The organism is Rossellomorea vietnamensis (assembly GCF_025398035.1).
GTDB lineage: Bacteria > Bacillota > Bacilli > Bacillales > Bacillaceae_B > Rossellomorea > Rossellomorea vietnamensis_B.
Map to the genome: position 1 here is coordinate 1,577,949 of NZ_CP104558.1, position 17,753 is coordinate 1,595,701.

Genomic DNA, 17,753 nt, shown 5'->3' on the forward strand with positions numbered 1-17,753 from the left:
TCCATTTAAATGAAAAGCTCAGAGTCGACTCTGAGCTTTTTTCCTTTATTAATATACTTTTTAAGTACGATTCTATTCAGCCCTCTGAAATTCACTCCTTGATACTGAGCTCTTCATCACGGAATCCATAAAGGTTTGAATCGATGCGTAGTCGTCATACAGAAACAGTAAGGTGTCACCCGGCTGTGACATCTCCCACGCCATGAACAAAGCATGGATTTCCTCCGGTTGCACATGAATCGTTGGATGTCCTTTGGATTCATCCACCCCTCTGGTCAGCAAATGGATGGTTTCTCCCGGAGTCCTTCCCCTTAAATTCAGATCTTCCTTGATAATGAAGATATCAGAATGCTTTCCAAAAATCCTTCCCATTTCCTGAATCGTTTCGTCTTTCCGGTCTCCCGCAGCTGAGCCAACCGTGATGACCCTTCCATCCTTCAGATGGGCAATGGTATCGTATAATGCCCTTAAGCCTGCCGGATTATGGGCGTAGTCCACAATAATGGTCCTTCCTTGTACGATTTGAACATTGAATCGTCCACGATTCTGATTTTCAGTCGGTAGAAAACTGATCACCTTGCTTCTAAGTTCGGAGAGTGGGCGCCCTAAAGAATGTGCAGCGGCAAGAGAACCAAGCACATTCAAGACATTATACTTGGCAGCACCATTGATGGTGATGGGAATATGGGAGACCGGCAAAAATCGTTCCGTTTTCCCCTCACAGGTATGCATGATCCATCCTTCATCCATGTACCAAGCCTCATTCCCACTTTCAATATGCTCCTGTATCACTGGATTTGAAAGAGATAATGAGAAATAGATAACCTTTCCATACGTTTGAGTGGCCATTTCGACACATCTCGGATCATCCGCATTCAATACGCACGACCCTCCTGGTAGAACCACTTCGGCCACCGTCTGCTTCAGCTTTTTTAAATCCTCCAGTGTATCTATGCCATTCAATCCCAGATGATCTTCACTGATATTAGTGACGATGGACACGTCACAGTGCCTGAAAGCCAGACCTTCCCTCAGCATGCCGCCTCTGGCCGTTTCAAGTACGGCAACGTCCACACCAGGGTGGGAGAGGACTTTCCTGGCGCTTTTTGGACCGCTGCAATCGCCTTCATCGATTTGTTGTTCGGCGATCCAAACGCCGTCAGAGCATGTGAAGCCGACGGTTACATCCTCCTTCTGTAATAAGTGGGAGACCAACCGGCAGGTCGTTGTCTTACCGTTCGTTCCTGTCACAGCGACTATCGGGATGGCCGCTTCCTCGCGATTTTCGAATAAATAGTCAACGATCGCTCCCCCGACGTCCCGGCTTTTTCCTTCTGAAGGATAATGGTGCATCCGTATCCCAGGCGCAGCATTCACTTCAAGGATGGCTGCAGCCCCCTTTTCGAATGGGACGGTTACATCCGTTGAAAGGATATCGATTCCGGCAATGTCAAGACCAATGGCAACCGCAGCTCCTTCTGCCATCTTGCGGTAATGAGGATGAACCTCATCTGTCACGTCAATGGCTGAACCACCGGTGGAAAGGTTCGCATTCCCCAATACCTCAAGACTTTGTCCCATTTTAAGGACAGTATCCAGGGAGTGTCCTTCCTTCTCCAGATGTACAACGGTTCGTTCATCCAGGGGAATCCTGCTCATGGCTTTCTCATGTCCCTCTCCACGCAAAGGATTTTTGTTTTCGCTTTCAATTAATTCCTTTATTGTTTTTCTCCCGTCACCGATTACCGTGGGAGGCTGGCGAAGACTGGCTGCTATGAGTTCATTGTTCACGACAAGGAATCGGTAGTCCTTTCCTTTATAGTAACGTTCAATGATATAGTCAGTCCCTTCACTGTATACACAGCGGAAGGCCGTTAACAGGTCCATTTCATTCTGGATATCCGTCACGATATTTTGTCCCTGGCGTCCATTGACTGGTTTGATTACGAGTGGGAATCCGATCTTTCCTGCAGACTGAAGAAGCTCGTACTCGTTTGAAACTACATCCCCCTCTGGCACTGGCAGACCTGCACTCTTCAATAACATTTTCGTCGCATCTTTATCACAGGAGTCCTCTACAGCAAGATAAGAGGATTGACTTGAAATGGTCGCCTGTACGAATTTTTGTTTCTTACCGGTCCCGAGCCTTAAATGGCTGTTTGTTCCCGTTCTTTCGACTGGTATCTTCCGTGCTTTGGCGGCTTGAAAGATGGCCTCTGTGCTCGGCCCCATTTTATGCAGATGATAGAGATCGGAAGTTTCTGATATGTAAGGTTCGGCACTGACCTCTTTATGTTCGAGGATGGCTTCTACGATTTCCATCGCTGCTGTAAACGCATAATATCCGGACTTCTTTTCCACATAATCGTATGTCACGAAATAAATCCCTTTCCGTTCGCTCGTGATTGTTTTGCCGCGCTTTACAGTGATTCCCGCCAGATGCTGGATTTCCAGTGCGATATGTTCAAGGATGTGACCCATCCACGTCCCTTCATACAAGCGTTCCACAAATCCCCCTGCATACCCCCTTGAACAGGTGTGTGTGAACAGGGACGGCATGACCTTCAGCAATGTGTCGGTAAATCCTTCCAATCGGTTGGAGGGCTTTTCTTCGAACTCCTCTATATCGAGTTCGATGCAGATCGTCGGCTTGAAGCTGTATAAGTTAGGACCGGATAAGTAGTTGACGCGATTGATTTTCATTAAATGTTCTCTCCTTAAGATATAATTAATTCCCTTTTGGTTAAATCAAAGATCGCGCCCTCACCCAATGTGTGAAAACGAATATCTGATATGGTCATGTTCTCTTTATTTTCAGCAACATCTATATAGGAAGACGTTTTCCCGTCGAAAATGCTCACATTGAATTCACCGATCACTTCAAATTGATTCCGTTCACTGTTGACCCAAATCGCTGTATTTTCATCGATCCCCACCCCGATAATTTGAGGATTTAATGCAATCGCCCTCATCAGCCTTGAAAACCTGTCACGCTGGGAAAAGTGCTGATCTATTATGACGTCTTCGAGAAATCCGAAGCCAGATCCCATTTCGAGGATCGAGACATCCTGCTTTTTTGAGATTTTGGATGATATGATCATCAACCTGCTCATGACGGCAGCCCCTGCACTGGTCCCGCCTATGACCAGACCTCCCTTCCATTCTTTAAGACAGTGTTTATAGAAGGTTGTCCCCCCCAGGAGACTCGTGAGTCTGAGTTGATCTCCGCCTGTCATGAATAACCCCGATAGAGAGGAAAGCTGCTCGATCAATTCAGGATCATCCGCTTTCTCGCGGGAATCCAGATGGAGCAATAGTGGTTTTGTTCCATGAAGGGTGTGAAACAAACTTGCGTATTCATTCCCCACTTCTTCCGGATAAGCTGTAGCAGTCGTAACGATCCCAATCGGACCTTGTCTATTTTGACATATTGTAGCGAACTTCGATAAGATGACCTTCTCATCCGTTTTATCCTCGTTGCCACCAATGATCAGCAAATCACCTTTTGCCATCCTCCATCAACCTCTTCGCTCTCATTTAATTTCCAAAAATAGTTCAGAAAATTAAAAATATATTTTGTGTTCAACAAAGCATCTATACCCCTGTTTACCATTGATTAAACCTATATAAAAACAGAACATGACCAGGTCCAATCCTTTCTGAAGGTGAAGACCTGGCCATCTGGCTATAAGATCACTTTCTTCGATTTTAAATTTATAGTAATATATTTACAGGAGGGATACCATGACAAATCGTAAAGAACCGTTCAATGATGTGACCGACCATATGTCTAAAATTGAAGGGGCGCCCATGAACCAGCCCGGAAAGGAGAGTCTTCCACTCGGGATCCGGATTATCGGTTATGTAATCATTGGGTTCACGGGCCTTATGTCTTTATTTGCCCTTATTTTCGGCTTGTTAGATTGAAATTTGTTCCTCTATGATTCAGGGTGATACTGATACTTCCACAGTTCAATCCGGTTATTTCCTATAAAGTGGACCCCTTCCGCTTCCAGGGACAGTCTCTGAGTCATCATTTGCTCCTCATCACGAAATCCGACTTCCCCTTTGCTGTTCAGAACCCTGTGCCAGGGGAGTTTATACTTTTCACTCATGGAGTGGAGAATCCTCACGACCTGCCTTGCAGCCTTGGGGCTACCTGCCAGCTCCGCAATTTGTCCGTATGTCATGACCTTTCCCGGAGGAATATCGGCTATGATGTTCACCGCCCGTTCGGTAAACGGCTTCATGCATGTTCACCTCCCTTCTTCCTTTCAATTATGTATGACCCTTATGGAAATAGGAAGTACAGAATATAGGATATCATGTCTTCATCAAGTCACGTTCCTAGAAGATTCGCTCTCTTTATATTAAACTGTATATGAATGAATAGAAGGACGTGATAAGAATAATGGATATTAAACTGATTGCACTGGATATGGATGGGACACTCGTCAACCATGAGGGCGAGGTATCTCCTGAAAACGAACAAGCCATTCAGCGGGCAAAGGAAAAGGGAATTCATGTTGTATTGAGTACAGGACGCTCTCTTTTTACATGCAGGGACATTTCAGATGAGCTTGGTCGTTCATCTTATCTTGTCACCGTGAATGGCGGGGAGATCTACGATTATGAATACAATCTTGTAGACCGCATCCCCCTTGATATTGATCTTGTAAAGCAGCTATGGGCGCTTAAAGAAGAGCATGATGTGTATTTCTGGTCTTCCACTTCCCAAGGCTTATTCAATAGCAGGAAACCTTTTGAGCAGGATATCGAATCTTATAATTGGCTGAAGTTTGGCTTTGATATCCAGGATGATGATGTCCGCAAAGTCATGTTGGATGAACTGGTGAAGAATGAAGCACTTGAAATTACGAACTCCTCACCAACCAACATCGAAATCAATCCAGCAGGGGTCAATAAGGCCGCTGCCCTGGTAAAAGTGTGTAAATGGCTGGACCTTTCAATGGATCAAGTCATGGCAGTCGGGGACAGTATGAATGACATCGCGATGATCCGAGAAGCTGGATTCGGTGTGGCCATGGGCAACGCTCAGGAAGCAGTGAAAGAAGCAGCGGACTGGGTGACGGGGATCAATACTGATCACGGTGTCGCTCAGGCAATCGATAAAGTACTGAAGGAAATGAACTAACTAGTGTAAAAGTGCCTGATTCTCTATCGAATCAGGCACTTTCTCTTTTCACCGGGTCTATTCCTCTCCTGTAACGTCTATACTAATGGAAAAACAAGGATTGTACCCAACTATGTACTTATTACTGATCGTCGTTGTCTATTTACTTTTTGCAAAGTTCTTTATTGATTGGAAACGCTGGAAGGACTATTATCCAACGGTGCAGTTTTATATTATCTGCAATCTCACCTATAACGTGATTTTTTATAACCACACCTTATGGGAATATAAAGCGGTGACGGTAGACTGGCTGAATCATACATTGATCGATCTTGTTTTTACCTTTTTCATCATTCCAGTGGTGATTATGATCTATCTCCGTTATTTTCCTTACCGGAAAAAGAAGATTGTTTACGTTTCAAGCTGGATCGCTTATTTTACATTTCTCGAGTACTTATTTCATAAAAAAGGGCTTTTCCTTTACGAAAATGGCTGGAATTTGGGATGGTCTGCTGTATTTAACATCATCATGTTTACCATTTTGGGGTTGCATCACAAAAAACCGCTGCTTGCACTCCTCCTTTCTGTTCCCATCATCGGCATCCTTCTGTTGATCTTCCATCCATCTTTTCATGAATTAAAGTGAGGGTGTTTTCATGAGTTCCTTTTCCACACCTGTATTTATAGTTTCGATTCTTGGGGTGTATATAACGATGGCCATTTATATCGCCATTTTGAAACGAAAAGAATAAAGAAAAGGAGCATCCCCATTCCGGATGCTCCTTTCCCTGTTTATTTCACGATAATCTCATCATTTTCAACTGATACGATCAGTTCCGTTACGCCTTCTTCATCAAGAAGGAAGTCGGCGATCTTATCTTCCACTCTTTCCTGGATCACCCGGCGCAATGGTCTTGCACCAAATTCAGGGTGATATCCGAGCTCCACGAGTCTGCGCTTCGCTTCTCCGTCAATTTCCACGGTAATCCCCTGCTCCTTGAGCTCAGCCTGCAATTCATTCAGCATCAGATCAAGAATTTCCAGCAGCTCAACCTTTTCCAGAGATTCGAATTCAATGATACTATCGAATCGGTTCAGGAATTCCGGTTTAAAGTAGGCACCCAGCGATTGAAGAATATTCGTTTCTTTAATGGCATCTGTGCCACCGGTATTGAAACCTACGACGGCTTCCTTCTTATCCGTCACCCCGGCGTTACTTGTCATGATGATCACAGTTTCTTTGAAGCTCACCGTTCTGCCCTGACTATCCGTAAGACGGCCGTCTTCAAGAATCTGCAGGAACATATGCTGTACATCCGGGTGTGCTTTTTCAATTTCATCCAAGAGTATGATGGAGTACGGATTTCTTCTTACTTTCTCAGTCAGTTGACCGGATTCTTCATGACCCACATAGCCAGGAGGGGATCCGATCAGTTTAGACACAGAGTGTTTCTCCATATACTCACTCATATCAAGTCGGAGCATGGAATCTTTAGATCCAAACAACTCTTCAGCCAATGTCTTCGTTAATTCCGTTTTCCCGACACCCGTCGGTCCGACAAATAGGAATGTTCCGATCGGACGGTGCTTTGCTTTCAAGCCTGCCCGGCTTCGTCGGATGGCTTTCGCCACTTTTTTCACGGCTTCATCCTGTCCGATCACTTTATGAGCAAGGTTTTCTTCAAGGGATTTCATCCGCTTGCGATCATCACTTTGAAGCTTTCCAACAGGAATGCCTGTTTTGGTCTCAATGATTGCCTGGATCAAGTCCTTTTCAACAAGTGCCTTAGAATCAGAGGATTCCTGCCCAAGCTGCTTCTCCAAGGACGCTTCCTCATCCCTCAGGATTGCTGCCTGCTCATAATTTTCTTCTTTCGTTGCCTGCTCTTTCTTCACTCTTACTTCATGTAATTTTTTGTGTATGGCCGTTTTATCCTTGCCTTCAGATAGAAGGTTCACTTTTGAACCTGCCTCATCCATGAGATCAATCGCTTTATCCGGCAGGAATCGGTCCTGAATATAACGATGTGACAATTTCACACAAGCCTCGATGCTCTCATCAGTAAATTTCACCCCATGATAGTCTTCATAGCGGCTTTTTAAACCCTTGAGAATTTCAATGGCTTCTTCCGGAGTGGGCTCATTGACCATGACAGGCTGGAAACGACGTTCGAGTGCCGCATCTTTTTCGATTTGACGATACTCTTTAAGGGTTGTCGCACCGATCACCTGCAGTTCACCGCGGGCAAGCGCCGGTTTTAAAATATTCCCTGCATCCATGGATCCCTCTGCAGAACCTGCTCCCACTAATTGATGGATTTCATCGATAAAGAGCATGACGTTCTCACGACTCTGCAATTCACTGATGATGGCTTTCAACCGTTCCTCGAATGAACCCCGTACACCTGTACCGGCGGTCAAGGAAGCAACGTCCATCACATATACTTCTTTGTTTAATAATTTTGACGGCACATCGCCTGCTACGATTTTACGTGCCAATCCTTCCGCAATGGCTGTTTTCCCGACACCGGGTTCACCGATCAGTACCGGATTGTTTTTATTGCGGCGGTTCAGGATTTCAATCACACGATCCACTTCTTTGTCTCGACCGATAACCGGATCGATCAAACCGGCTTTAGCGGCTCCAGTGACATTACGTCCGAACTGATCGAGGATGCCGTTTCCACCATTCCCACCTTTCCCTTGAGCTGAAGAAGATGGCTGTTGCTGGTTTTGGAATCCATGGTCAGGACTTCCGTCCATGCTCATACCTTTGAACAATTCATCAAACGGGAATCCTCCGTGAATGCCAGAAGGGGTTTGCTGCTTTTGAAAGCAAGCAGAACACATTTTCATACTGGATTTCTTACCATTCAGTTGCGTATAAACTTCAACCGTTGCTTGATTATGATGACATACTTGGCATTTCATAAACATGACCTCCTGTTGTCTTGTTATATATAAAATGGTTTGTTAATTGGTTTATGGTTAAGGTCATTTTAGAATTTGACTATGTTTGACTTTGACTTTATTTGACCTTATGAATACAGTATAATTTGACCTTTTTTGACTTTCAACATTTTTGCTTATGGAAATTTTTTCTCAGCTCCCACTTTCCCGTTGATTGAAGAGTATAGTAGGGTTGGATAGATAAATCAATTAATTGATTTATTGATACTCCACTCCTGAAAAACACAAAAAAGCCGGCATGTCCGCCGACTCTATTAATACCAATGCTCCCAGTTGTCTTTATAGCACTCATGCTTCTTTGTATGGCATGTGCAGTTTTTAATCTTTTTCAATTCGCATAGAATGTCTTCTAGAAGATCTTTGATGTCTTGATGCTTGTCTTTTTTACAATCATCATGCTTATAGGATTCACAAGGTTTTTTATACATATGCTTATTCACCACCTTTTCAACCATTGGGATCATATTCATCACATTTGCCATGCCCCCTAAGTTTCCAAGTGAAGCCATTGCATCCAGAGAACCCTTTCCTTGAGAATCTAACAGTCCTTTGAGATGATCCTCACTCAGTAATGAGCTTAATTTCTCTTTTGCCGATTCCAGATCCAGTTTACTTCCATCTTCTTTTGTGTATTGATTGATTAAATCCATTAGTCCTTCTAGTGGATTATTTTTTTCACTCATAGATTTCCCCTCCATCTTATTGCAAATCCCTCACTTATTCAGTACTTGTAAAGCACCTTACATGGTTATCTTATGTATGTATTGCTAGTTTCGAATGATAGAAACGTCTATTTTCTAGTAAAAAGGGCTATTTCAACCATAAAAAAATGCTAGACCTAAAGAGCAGGTCTAGCATTTTCCCGTTACTATTTCTACTATCTTTATACTAATTCACGATCCCAATGCCGATGTGCTGCGATGGCTGCAGTGAAGTCCTCTGCGAATGACTTCATGTCTTCCCCGGTTACCACGCCCGGACCCTTCACACCTGCTTCTTCCAGCCAGTGTAAACCTTCATGTGTGGCACCGATCGGTTTAAAGTGAGAATACGCTTCTTTTACAAAGTAGGTGGTATCTTGAGAGAATTTCTTATCTACGTTTTCTCCACCTACAACGTACAGGCTGTCGAATAAGACCGATTCTCCCGTTAAGAATGTGTGGTCCACTTCAAGCTCTGTGCCGTCATCACCTTTGCGCGTCCCCAGTTTGTCACTGATGATTTCAGGCTGAATCCCTTCTTCTTTAAGGGCAGAGAGGACACGGCTCACTTCTTCCCCTTTGAAGCCATTCCCTACGATGACACCGACTTTGCGGGTAGCCGGCTTCTTTTTCGTGTTTTCCTGACTTAAAGCCGGGGAAGATTTCGTAACCTTCGATCCTTTTCCTTCAGGTACTTCTATATTGATCGCTTCCGCAAAACCTTTTGCCAGATCCATACTGACGTTTGCAAACATATCGACGATCTGTTTCTGAACCGATTTGCTTTTCACTTTTCCCAGCTCAAAGCTGAAGGCTTGAATGATATGCTCCTTCTCCGGCTTACTCATGCTATTCCAGAATAGTGTAGCCTGAGAGAAGTGGTCCTTGAAGCTTTCACTTCTTGTACGTACTTTCCTGCCCTCCATCTTTTCCTGATAGTGGGTGTACCCGCCTTCTTTCTCAGAAGCAGGGGCCGGTGTATTATGAGCCAGTGAATTGTTATGATAGCTCACCGGTCCTTTATTGATCGTATGGCGTCCGTATCCATCACGCTGGTTATTGTGGAAAGGACACACAGGTCTATTGATCGGAAGCTCGTGGAAGTTTGGTCCCCCGAGACGGATTAATTGTGTATCTGTATAGGAGAATAGGCGTCCCTGTAACAACGGATCATTGGAGAAATCGATTCCAGGCACAACAGATCCAGGATGGAATGCCGCCTGCTCCGTTTCGGCAAACACATTGTCCACATTGCGGTTCAACGTCATTTTCCCGACGATCTTCACAGGGATCTCCTCTTCCGGCCATAGCTTCGTAGGGTCAAGGACATCAAAGTCAAAGTTGAACTCATCTTCCTCCTTGATGAGCTGAACACCCAGTTCATACTCCGGATAGTCCCCTCCCTCGATGGATTCGTATAGATCACGACGGTGGAAATCAGGGTCTTTTCCGTTAATCTTCTGTGCTTCATCCCAAACGAGTGAGTGTGTTCCGAGTACAGGTTTCCAGTGGAATTTCACGAAATGGGCTTTCCCTTCCTCGTTCACCAGACGGAATGTATGGACACCAAAGCCTTCCATCATACGGAAACTGCGGGGGATCGCCCGATCGGACATGGCCCACATCACCATATGAGCGGACTCCTGATTGTTTGCAATAAAGTCCCAGAATGTATCGTGGGCAGAAGCAGCCTGAGGCATTTCGTTATGTGGCTCAGGTTTAAGGGCATGAACAAGATCCGGAAATTTGATCGCATCCTGAATGAAGAAGACGGGAATATTGTTCCCTACCAGATCGTAATTCCCTTCCTCTGTATAAAATTTAGTGGCAAATCCCCGGGCATCACGCACTGCCTCGGCAGAACCCCTGGATCCCGCCACTGTGGAAAAGCGGACAAATACAGGTGTCTTTGTCGACGTGTCCTGAAGGAATTTAGCCCTTGTATATTCTTTCATAGAGTCATAGAGTTCGAACTCCCCATGTGCCGCGAATCCCCGGGCATGGACAATCCTTTCAGGGATCCGTTCATGGTCGAAGTGGGTCATCTTCTCACGAAAATGAAAATCCTCCATTAAAGTAGGTCCACGCTCTCCGGCTTTCAGGGAAAACTCATCCTCTGATACCCTCAGCCCTTGATTGGTTGTCAGATGCTTTCCTTCGTCATCCACTCTATACTGTTCAAGCTGTTCATCTTTACTTTTACCATTCACCTTCGTACGACGATCGTCTCCCATTCTTTCATCCCTCTCATGTTTATTAATGTTTACTATGTAAAACATTCTGATTATCTAGTACCCTTGATGGATTGATGTAAACATTTATTGGAAGGTCGGGATTTATGATTTTTTTAATTTTTTCCTTTACTGCGTAACATTGTTCTGTTAAACTGAATCTACAGTAACGTAACAATGTTTTGTTTCGAAAAGAGGAGATCCCCATGGAAACCGATTTTATTTCTAAAAAGGAAGTACTGGAACTGACCGGGATATCCTACGGACAGCTTTACCGCTGGAAACGTAAGAATATCATTCCGGAAGGATGGTTCATCAAGAAATCCAGCTACACCGGTCAGGAGACCTTCTTCCCGAGGGAGAAGATGCTTGCCCGGATCGATGCAATCAAAGAAATGAAAGATGATTACTCCCTGGATGAGCTTTCGGATTTCTTTTCACCCAATCCCGCGAGGATCGAAGTCAGTGAAGAAGAACTATCGTCGCACAACATTCTTTCAGAACACACCATGGCTTTCTGTACATCCCTATTACCAGCAAGAAAAGCGTACGATTTCCAGGACATCCTGCATATGGTGATCATCGAAAAGTGCCATAGGTTAGAAATCCCTAAAGAAGCTCAGCAAACCCTTTATCTTTTTCTTCATGAGAAGTTTACACCACTGAAAGAATCTTCCCTTGAGCTGATCGGTATCCGGAAAAGTGAGGAGTATATGTGGATGCTCCTGCCCCTCCCTTCAGACTTTCTTGTGGACCATACGGCTCAAGTCGTATTGAGATTCGATCTGCAACAAATGATGGAAGAATTGAAAATCACGTTAACGAATACAAAGGGGATCTGACGTCCCTTTAATTGGAGGAGAAATGCATGAATACAGTGGAAAAGAAAAAGCTTCATGACTTGAAGATCAGCGGGTCCGGAACATCCGGCGGCGGACAATTTGATGAAGTGAAGATCAGTGGAAGCGGGAAGATCGCAGGGGATATCGACTGCCGTGAAATGAGAATATCGGGTTCCGGCACCGTTGCAGGTGATATTAAAGCAGGCCTGATCAAAACAAGCGGTTCTTCCTCCATCGAAGGAGATACGAAAGCCGAAACAATAACAACGAGCGGGAGTTCCAAATATGAAGGATCCGTGATGGCATCCGACATGACGATAAGTGGATCCAGTAAGGTGACCCGGAATCTGATCGTTGAAAAATTCAAGGTGAGCGGCTCATGCAAGGTAGGTGGAAAAATTCAGGGCGGATTGATCAGGGCGAGCGGATCGTTAACGGTTGGAGAGGATTGTGAAGTCGAAACCTTCTCAACTTCAGGCTCTGTGCATATTGATGGATTGCTGAACGCCGACAATGTCCAGATTGAGATCAACCATAAATCATCCATTAAAGAAATCGGCGGTGAAAAAATTTCAGTGACTCACCACTCTTCAAGCAAACTACTAAAACAGGTAGTCAACTTCTTTCTTCAAAAGGAAGATTACTTATTTTCCGAACTGATCGAAGGGGACGAAGTCTATCTTGAAAATACGAAGGCAAAACTCGTTCGCGGAAAAAACGTCGTAATCAGCGAGAATTGTGAAATCGATACGGTAGAATACTCCGGCACCATCGAGATACACAAGGACAGCTCGATCAGAAACAAAGTGAAAATCTGACGGAACAGTGACAGGGTGTGGCGCGGCCATCCCTGTTTTTTCATTTTCCCCGACTCTTTACATACGCTTCATCTCCCCATAATCGAAATTTCATATTTTTATTCTGAATGTTCTGCTATATTAATAGGTATATAGTACAATCCTGCGAGGATATTGGAGGACTTTATGGAACGTTTGACGGATCACCTCATCATCATCTCTTTCGATTGTTTATCTGCCCTGGACTTTCCGATTCTAAAGGGACTTCCCCACTTCCAGGAGCTGCTTGCACATGGATCGTACTGCAAAAGGGTTGAAACCATCTATCCTTCTGTCACGTATCCCTGTCACGCCACGATCGTAACCGGAAAGTACCCCAATCGCCACGGTGTGGTGAATAATACACTCCTCCAGCCTGGCAGGGAATCGCCGGACTGGCATTGGCACCGTAAATCCATTAAGGGTACCACCCTCTATGACGAGGCAAAGAAGGGGGGCATGAAGACGGCAGCCCTCCTTTGGCCGGTGACAGCCAATGCGGATATCGATTATAATATGCCGGAAATCTTCGCCAATCGGCCCTGGCATAATCAAATCCTCGTTTCACTTTTGAATGGGAGTCCCCTCTTCCAACTGCAGATGAATCGTCTTTTTGGCCATATGCGCAAAGGCTTGAATCAACCTGAGCTGGATGATTTCGTCCTCGAATCGACGCTTGAAACAATCAAAAGGAAACCAGATTTATTGCTTGTGCACTTTACGGACCTTGATACCCAGCGGCATTACCATGGTTTCTCTTCTGAGGAAGCACATGCAGCCCTCCGCCGCCATGATGACAGATTGGGAAGGATCGTAGGAGCGTTAAGGGACAACGGCATCTATGATAAGTCGACGATCGTAGCCCTTGGTGATCATAGTGCCCTCGATGAATCGAAGGCCGTCCAACTCAACACCCTCCTTAAAGAAAAGGGGTTCATCAACGTAAGCCACCGCGGGAAGGTCACTGACTGGAAAGCATATTGCAAAGGGTGTGATGGTTCTGCTTATGTGTACACAAAGGATCCCGTTTCGACACAAGAAGTGAAGGCGCTATTGGAACGATTACAACCAGATCCGGCCAATGGAATCGAATCCATACTCACTGGAGAAGAAGCTGCCCGGAAAGGGGCCGATGAACACTGTTCGTTCATGCTCGAAGCCAGACTCGGGTTTTATTTTAAAGATGCACTGGATGGTTCCTTCATCCACACAATCACTCCGGAAGATGTGAAGCATAAGCGTTACACGTATGGCTCTCACGGCTATTCTCCGGAAAAGGAGAACTACTCCACGATCTTCATGGCGGCGGGAAAAGGAATTCGTCCTCACCTCGAGATTCCTTCCATGGGTCTCATTGATGAAGGACCGACATTTGCCAGATTGCTCGGACTCACCTTAGAAGATATTGACGGAAAAATGATTGAAGAAGTATTGGATATCTAATGAAGATTCTGTTTCCTTAGGGGGAAAAACCATGAAACGTTTTTCGAAAGAAGAAAGCAGCTGGATTTTTTATGATTGGGCCAATTCAGCGTATTCCATCATCATTTCCACCGCCGTCTTTCCGCTCTTTTATAAAGCGGCTGCTACAAATGCCGGTGTCAGTGCCGCTAATTCAACGGCCTATTTGGGATACACCATTGCCATAGCGACCTTCATCCTGGCCATGATCGGCCCCATCCTTGGGACCATCGCCGATTATGAGGGATATAAGAAGAAGTTCTTTTCCTTCTTCTTTGCACTGGGTGTGACGTTCACCCTCCTCCTCGCTTTCGTCCCGAGCGATCAATGGCTGCTCCTTTTAGTCTTTTATACAGTGGCAGCAGTCGGCTCAGCCGGTTCGAACGTCTTCTACGATGCCTTTCTGACCGACGTTACGACGGAAGAACGGATGAATCGTGTATCGTCACGTGGATTTGGATTCGGGTATATCGGGAGCACGATACCGTTCATCCTAAGCATCGCCATCATCATCTTATCCCAGAACGGGACCCTTCCCATCTCCGTTACCTCCGCCAGTAAGATTGCCTTTGTGATCACCGCTTTATGGTGGGGTCTCTTCTCTATACCGCTATTAAAGAATGTCCATCAGCGCTACTTCATCCAACGGGAAAAAAGCCCAGTCGCGAACAGCTTCAAACGTCTTGGCAAAACGATGAAAGAAATCAGAAAATACCGGGCACTCTTTTTATTCCTGCTTGCTTACTTCTTTTATATTGACGGTGTCGGCACCATCATCACCATGTCCACGGCGTACGGGTCGGATCTTGGGATCACCTCCACCAACCTTTTGATCATCCTTTTTGTGACCCAGGTGGTGGCTGGACCATTCGCGATTCTCTATGGAAGGCTGGCTGAAAAATTCACGGGTAAAAAGATGCTGTATGTAGGCATTTCAGTGTATATCATCGTTTGCATTTACGCCAATTTCTTAGAGACAACCATGGATTTCTGGATCCTCGCCATGCTCGTCGCTTCTTCACAAGGAGGCATCCAGGCACTGAGCAGGGCTTATTTTGCGAAGCTGATACCGAAGAAAAATGCCAACGAATTCTTCGGGTTTTATAATATTTTCGGTAAATTTGCATCGATTCTCGGGCCCTTATTAGTGGCAGTCACCGCACAATTGACCGGTGCGTCCAACAGTGGAGTATTCAGTCTTGTCATCCTCTTTATCATAGGGATTGTCATCCTTGCTTTCGTACCCGAACCGACAGAAGCTGACGTCGAGAAGTCAGCCATCGTATAAAGAAAAAAGAGCCTGAACGCTTATGTTCAGGCTCTTTCTTAAGCATTTCAATTAGAAAGTATGTGCTGCGTCTTTCGCGCGGGCAATCGCATCTTCCTTGATTTCCTGTGCTTTATCAGGCATCGCCGCATGTCCCTCCACAAATACACCCTCAAAGGAAGGCACACCAAAAAACTGCATGATAAGGCTTAAATAACGATGCCCCATTTCCATGCCTGCTGCCGGTCCTTCAGAGTAAATACCGCCACGGGCCTGGATATGTATCGCTTTCTTGTCCGTCAATAAGCCAACCGGTCCCTGTTCCGTATACTTGAACGATTTCCCGGCCACTGCCACGGAATCGATATATGCTTTCATCACCGGTGGAAATAAAAAATTCCAGAAAGGGGTCACAAACACGTATTTATCAGCCCCGATGAACTGATCGGATAGTTCATTCAAGCGGTTTACTTTCTTCTGCTCTTCCATGGAAAGCTCCTCAAATCCTTTACCTGCTTGAAGCTTCCCCCATCCACTGAAGACATCCGCATCGATATGGGGAATATGCTCCCGGTACAAATCGAGGTGAATCACCTCATCATCCCCGTTCACTTCCTTATACGTATCCATAAATGCTTTCGCAACCGCCATGCTGTACGATTGGGTATCGTCATGAGGATGCGCGGTAATATATAATACCTTTGCCATTCATCATCCATCCTTTCTTCTATTAACTCACAATCGTATTTTGTGAAGATATGAATGGAATTATCCTTTTTGAACGGTTAAAAAAAAGAATGCTGCCCTTTAGGACAGCATTCGATGCTTACTCTTCTTCACCTGGTACTTCAAACGGGTTTCCCCCGATATTTTTTCTCATTTCGTCTGTTAGTTCAAATGGAGTGTTTTCTTGTGCTTCCCCTGCTGCGAAATGGTGACTGCCATCAAAGTGAAATGGTTTACCTTCCAATCTCGACACCTCCGTTTTACTATAGTATGACCATTATGTACAGGTCCATTCAGCACAGACCTTTTACCCGGTAGTATTTACTTATTATAATATGCTTCACTTCCAGAAGATATCCTTTTTTCCCATTTTATATTGATATTTTTTATTTTCTAATACCACGACCTGTTCAGGGGATGATGCTGCCACATGCTTTGTTTCCTCCACGAGGTGCTGAATGAGACCATGGCATTGCTTCGCCCCTTTCACAAGGAGGGGCACGCCGATCCAATCGATCTTCAGTTCCCTTGAGAAGAAACCTCCCGCTGTCATCATTGGAGGGACGGTCGGTGAAGTATTGGAAATGATGATCTTCTCTTCTTGTCCGTATCGATTCAGCAAAATGCCACTCAGATCGGTTAAGGCAGGGACCACATACTTGGAATTCCTTCGTCCGATCGTATAGACGGGATGACCTTCGTCGTCCGTTCCATGATAGAGAATGTGTCCCGTGTCTTTCTTTGTAAGCTGGTTAAAATAAGGAACTGAAAGGATCTCCTTCTTCGTTAACTTCCCCGGTTTCAATAATTGTAAGTGATAAGCCGCAGCCATGGATGTGGTATGAGTGCCACCGAAATCGTTGTATATATAAATCATCTGATCACCTATAAAAGTCGTTTTCTTCAGTATGAACGGTTGGGGTGGAGAGTATCCCTTTTCATGTTAATTCAATAAAAAAACCTGCTCCCACGAATGGGAAAGCAGGAATACACGATAGAATCAACCACCCGCAGGAGCTGGACCGGCTGCAGGTGCTGCTGTACGCTGACCAAGTTCCTGATCCAGTACCAATAGAGCGGCGGGATTATCTCCGGCAAGTTTCAACCGGTCTACGATCGTCAGTGCCTGAGCTTCTTCATCAATCTGTTCTCTCAGAAATTCCTGAATGATGACAGCAGTCTGTTGATCATTTTGGGCGGCATAGTTGTACGCTTGTTGATAGGAGTTTGTCACGAATTGCTCATGCTCCAGCACTTTTTGAAACGTTTGAAGAGGGGTGCCATACTCTTTCGGCTGCGCAGGAAGCTGCTGAAGATCGACTAGCCCTCCCCTGTCTGTCACATAGTCGATAAGCTTTAACATATGTGTTCGCTCTTCTTCCGACTGTAGTCTCAGCCAACTGGCCATTCCTGTATAATTCTGATTCGCCATATAGGCTGACATGGCAAGATACAGAGTAGTAGACACGTGCTCGATTCCAATCAAATTATTTAAGAGCTTTTGAATTTGTTCGTTAAGCATACCCTTCCTCCTTAAAATATTTTGACTCTTCATTTTATTGAAGGAAAGTAATAATTATGATGG

General features: G+C 45.0%; 17 protein-coding genes. 7 read left to right on the plus strand and 10 right to left on the minus strand.

All coding sequences use genetic code 11. The features are described from left to right. Positions 1 to 72 precede the first annotated feature (72 nt). Together cphA and N5C46_RS08170 are read right to left on the minus strand one after the other, a co-directional pair. Entirely contained in the window at positions 73 to 2,703 is a 2,631-nt protein-coding gene (cphA, locus tag N5C46_RS08165) for a cyanophycin synthetase (RefSeq protein WP_261751602.1), read from the minus strand. 14 nt (positions 2,704 to 2,717) lie between these two features. Continuing rightward, complete coding sequence (locus tag N5C46_RS08170; RefSeq protein ID WP_261751603.1) at positions 2,718 to 3,512, minus strand: cyanophycinase; 795 nt, start codon at positions 3,510 to 3,512, stop codon at positions 2,718 to 2,720. A 232-nt stretch (positions 3,513 to 3,744) separates the two neighbouring features. Between N5C46_RS08170 and N5C46_RS08175 the strand changes: the two genes are divergently transcribed. Beyond that, a complete protein-coding gene (locus tag N5C46_RS08175) occupies positions 3,745 to 3,927 on the plus strand; it encodes a hypothetical protein (RefSeq protein WP_261751604.1) in 183 nt (60 codons plus the stop codon). Positions 3,928 to 3,938: 11 nt separating this feature from the next. On the opposite strand, the gene N5C46_RS08180 is transcribed toward N5C46_RS08175, so the two are convergent. After that, entirely contained in the window at positions 3,939 to 4,250 is a 312-nt protein-coding gene (locus N5C46_RS08180; protein ID WP_261751605.1) for an MGMT family protein, read from the minus strand. A 161-nt stretch (positions 4,251 to 4,411) separates the two neighbouring features. On the opposite strand from N5C46_RS08180, the gene N5C46_RS08185 reads away from it, so the two are divergent. Together N5C46_RS08185 and N5C46_RS08190 are read left to right on the plus strand one after the other, a co-directional pair. Beyond that, on the plus strand, positions 4,412 to 5,155 hold the full coding sequence (locus N5C46_RS08185; RefSeq protein ID WP_261751606.1) for a Cof-type HAD-IIB family hydrolase: 744 nt from the start codon (positions 4,412 to 4,414) through the stop codon (positions 5,153 to 5,155). Between the two features lie 112 nt (positions 5,156 to 5,267). Further along, positions 5,268 to 5,780: a CBO0543 family protein gene (locus N5C46_RS08190; RefSeq protein WP_261751607.1), complete on the plus strand. Its 513-nt coding sequence runs from the start codon at positions 5,268 to 5,270 to the stop codon at positions 5,778 to 5,780. A 146-nt stretch (positions 5,781 to 5,926) separates the two neighbouring features. Here the strand turns inward: N5C46_RS08190 and N5C46_RS08195 are convergent, their stop codons facing one another. The 3 genes from N5C46_RS08195 to N5C46_RS08205 all read right to left on the minus strand — a co-directional run bounded on the left by N5C46_RS08195 (position 5,927) and on the right by N5C46_RS08205 (position 11,039). Beyond that, positions 5,927 to 8,065 (minus strand): ATP-dependent Clp protease ATP-binding subunit, encoded by a 2,139-nt coding sequence (locus tag N5C46_RS08195; RefSeq protein ID WP_261751608.1) that lies wholly within the window; start codon positions 8,063 to 8,065, stop codon positions 5,927 to 5,929. A 293-nt stretch (positions 8,066 to 8,358) separates the two neighbouring features. Continuing rightward, complete coding sequence (locus N5C46_RS08200; RefSeq protein ID WP_261751609.1) at positions 8,359 to 8,787, minus strand: hypothetical protein; 429 nt, start codon at positions 8,785 to 8,787, stop codon at positions 8,359 to 8,361. Between the two features lie 200 nt (positions 8,788 to 8,987). Further along, positions 8,988 to 11,039 (minus strand): catalase, encoded by a 2,052-nt coding sequence (locus N5C46_RS08205; protein ID WP_261751610.1) that lies wholly within the window; start codon positions 11,037 to 11,039, stop codon positions 8,988 to 8,990. A 203-nt stretch (positions 11,040 to 11,242) separates the two neighbouring features. Here N5C46_RS08205 and N5C46_RS08210 point away from each other — a divergent pair, with 203 nt between their 5' ends. The 4 genes from N5C46_RS08210 to N5C46_RS08225 all read left to right on the plus strand — a co-directional run bounded on the left by N5C46_RS08210 (position 11,243) and on the right by N5C46_RS08225 (position 15,463). Beyond that, on the plus strand, positions 11,243 to 11,878 hold the full coding sequence (locus N5C46_RS08210) for a YhbD family protein (protein ID WP_261751611.1): 636 nt from the start codon (positions 11,243 to 11,245) through the stop codon (positions 11,876 to 11,878). A gap of 26 nt (positions 11,879 to 11,904) precedes the next feature. Further along, positions 11,905 to 12,696 carry a polymer-forming cytoskeletal protein gene (locus tag N5C46_RS08215; RefSeq protein WP_261751612.1) on the plus strand — a complete coding sequence of 264 codons (792 nt, stop codon included), beginning with the start codon at positions 11,905 to 11,907 and terminating at the stop codon, positions 12,694 to 12,696. A gap of 165 nt (positions 12,697 to 12,861) precedes the next feature. Continuing rightward, the gene (locus N5C46_RS08220; RefSeq protein WP_261751613.1) at positions 12,862 to 14,157 is read left to right on the plus strand and encodes an alkaline phosphatase family protein; all 1,296 of its coding nucleotides are present in this window, start codon (positions 12,862 to 12,864) and stop codon (positions 14,155 to 14,157) included. A 31-nt stretch (positions 14,158 to 14,188) separates the two neighbouring features. Beyond that, a complete protein-coding gene (locus N5C46_RS08225) occupies positions 14,189 to 15,463 on the plus strand; it encodes an MFS transporter (RefSeq protein WP_261751614.1) in 1,275 nt (424 codons plus the stop codon). 51 nt (positions 15,464 to 15,514) lie between these two features. Here N5C46_RS08225 and N5C46_RS08230 read toward each other — a convergent pair whose 3' ends face one another. The 4 genes from N5C46_RS08230 to N5C46_RS08245 form a co-directional block, all read right to left on the minus strand. After that, positions 15,515 to 16,150, minus strand: coding sequence for an FMN-dependent NADH-azoreductase (locus N5C46_RS08230; RefSeq protein WP_261751615.1), 636 nt, complete (start codon positions 16,148 to 16,150; stop codon positions 15,515 to 15,517). Positions 16,151 to 16,268: 118 nt separating this feature from the next. Further along, positions 16,269 to 16,412, minus strand: coding sequence for a hypothetical protein (locus N5C46_RS08235; RefSeq protein ID WP_261751617.1), 144 nt, complete (start codon positions 16,410 to 16,412; stop codon positions 16,269 to 16,271). Positions 16,413 to 16,508: 96 nt separating this feature from the next. Then, on the minus strand, positions 16,509 to 17,045 hold the full coding sequence (locus N5C46_RS08240) for a DUF3189 family protein (protein ID WP_261751618.1): 537 nt from the start codon (positions 17,043 to 17,045) through the stop codon (positions 16,509 to 16,511). Positions 17,046 to 17,168: 123 nt separating this feature from the next. Then, positions 17,169 to 17,690 (minus strand): ferritin, encoded by a 522-nt coding sequence (locus tag N5C46_RS08245; protein WP_261751619.1) that lies wholly within the window; start codon positions 17,688 to 17,690, stop codon positions 17,169 to 17,171. Positions 17,691 to 17,753: the final 63 nt, after the last annotated feature.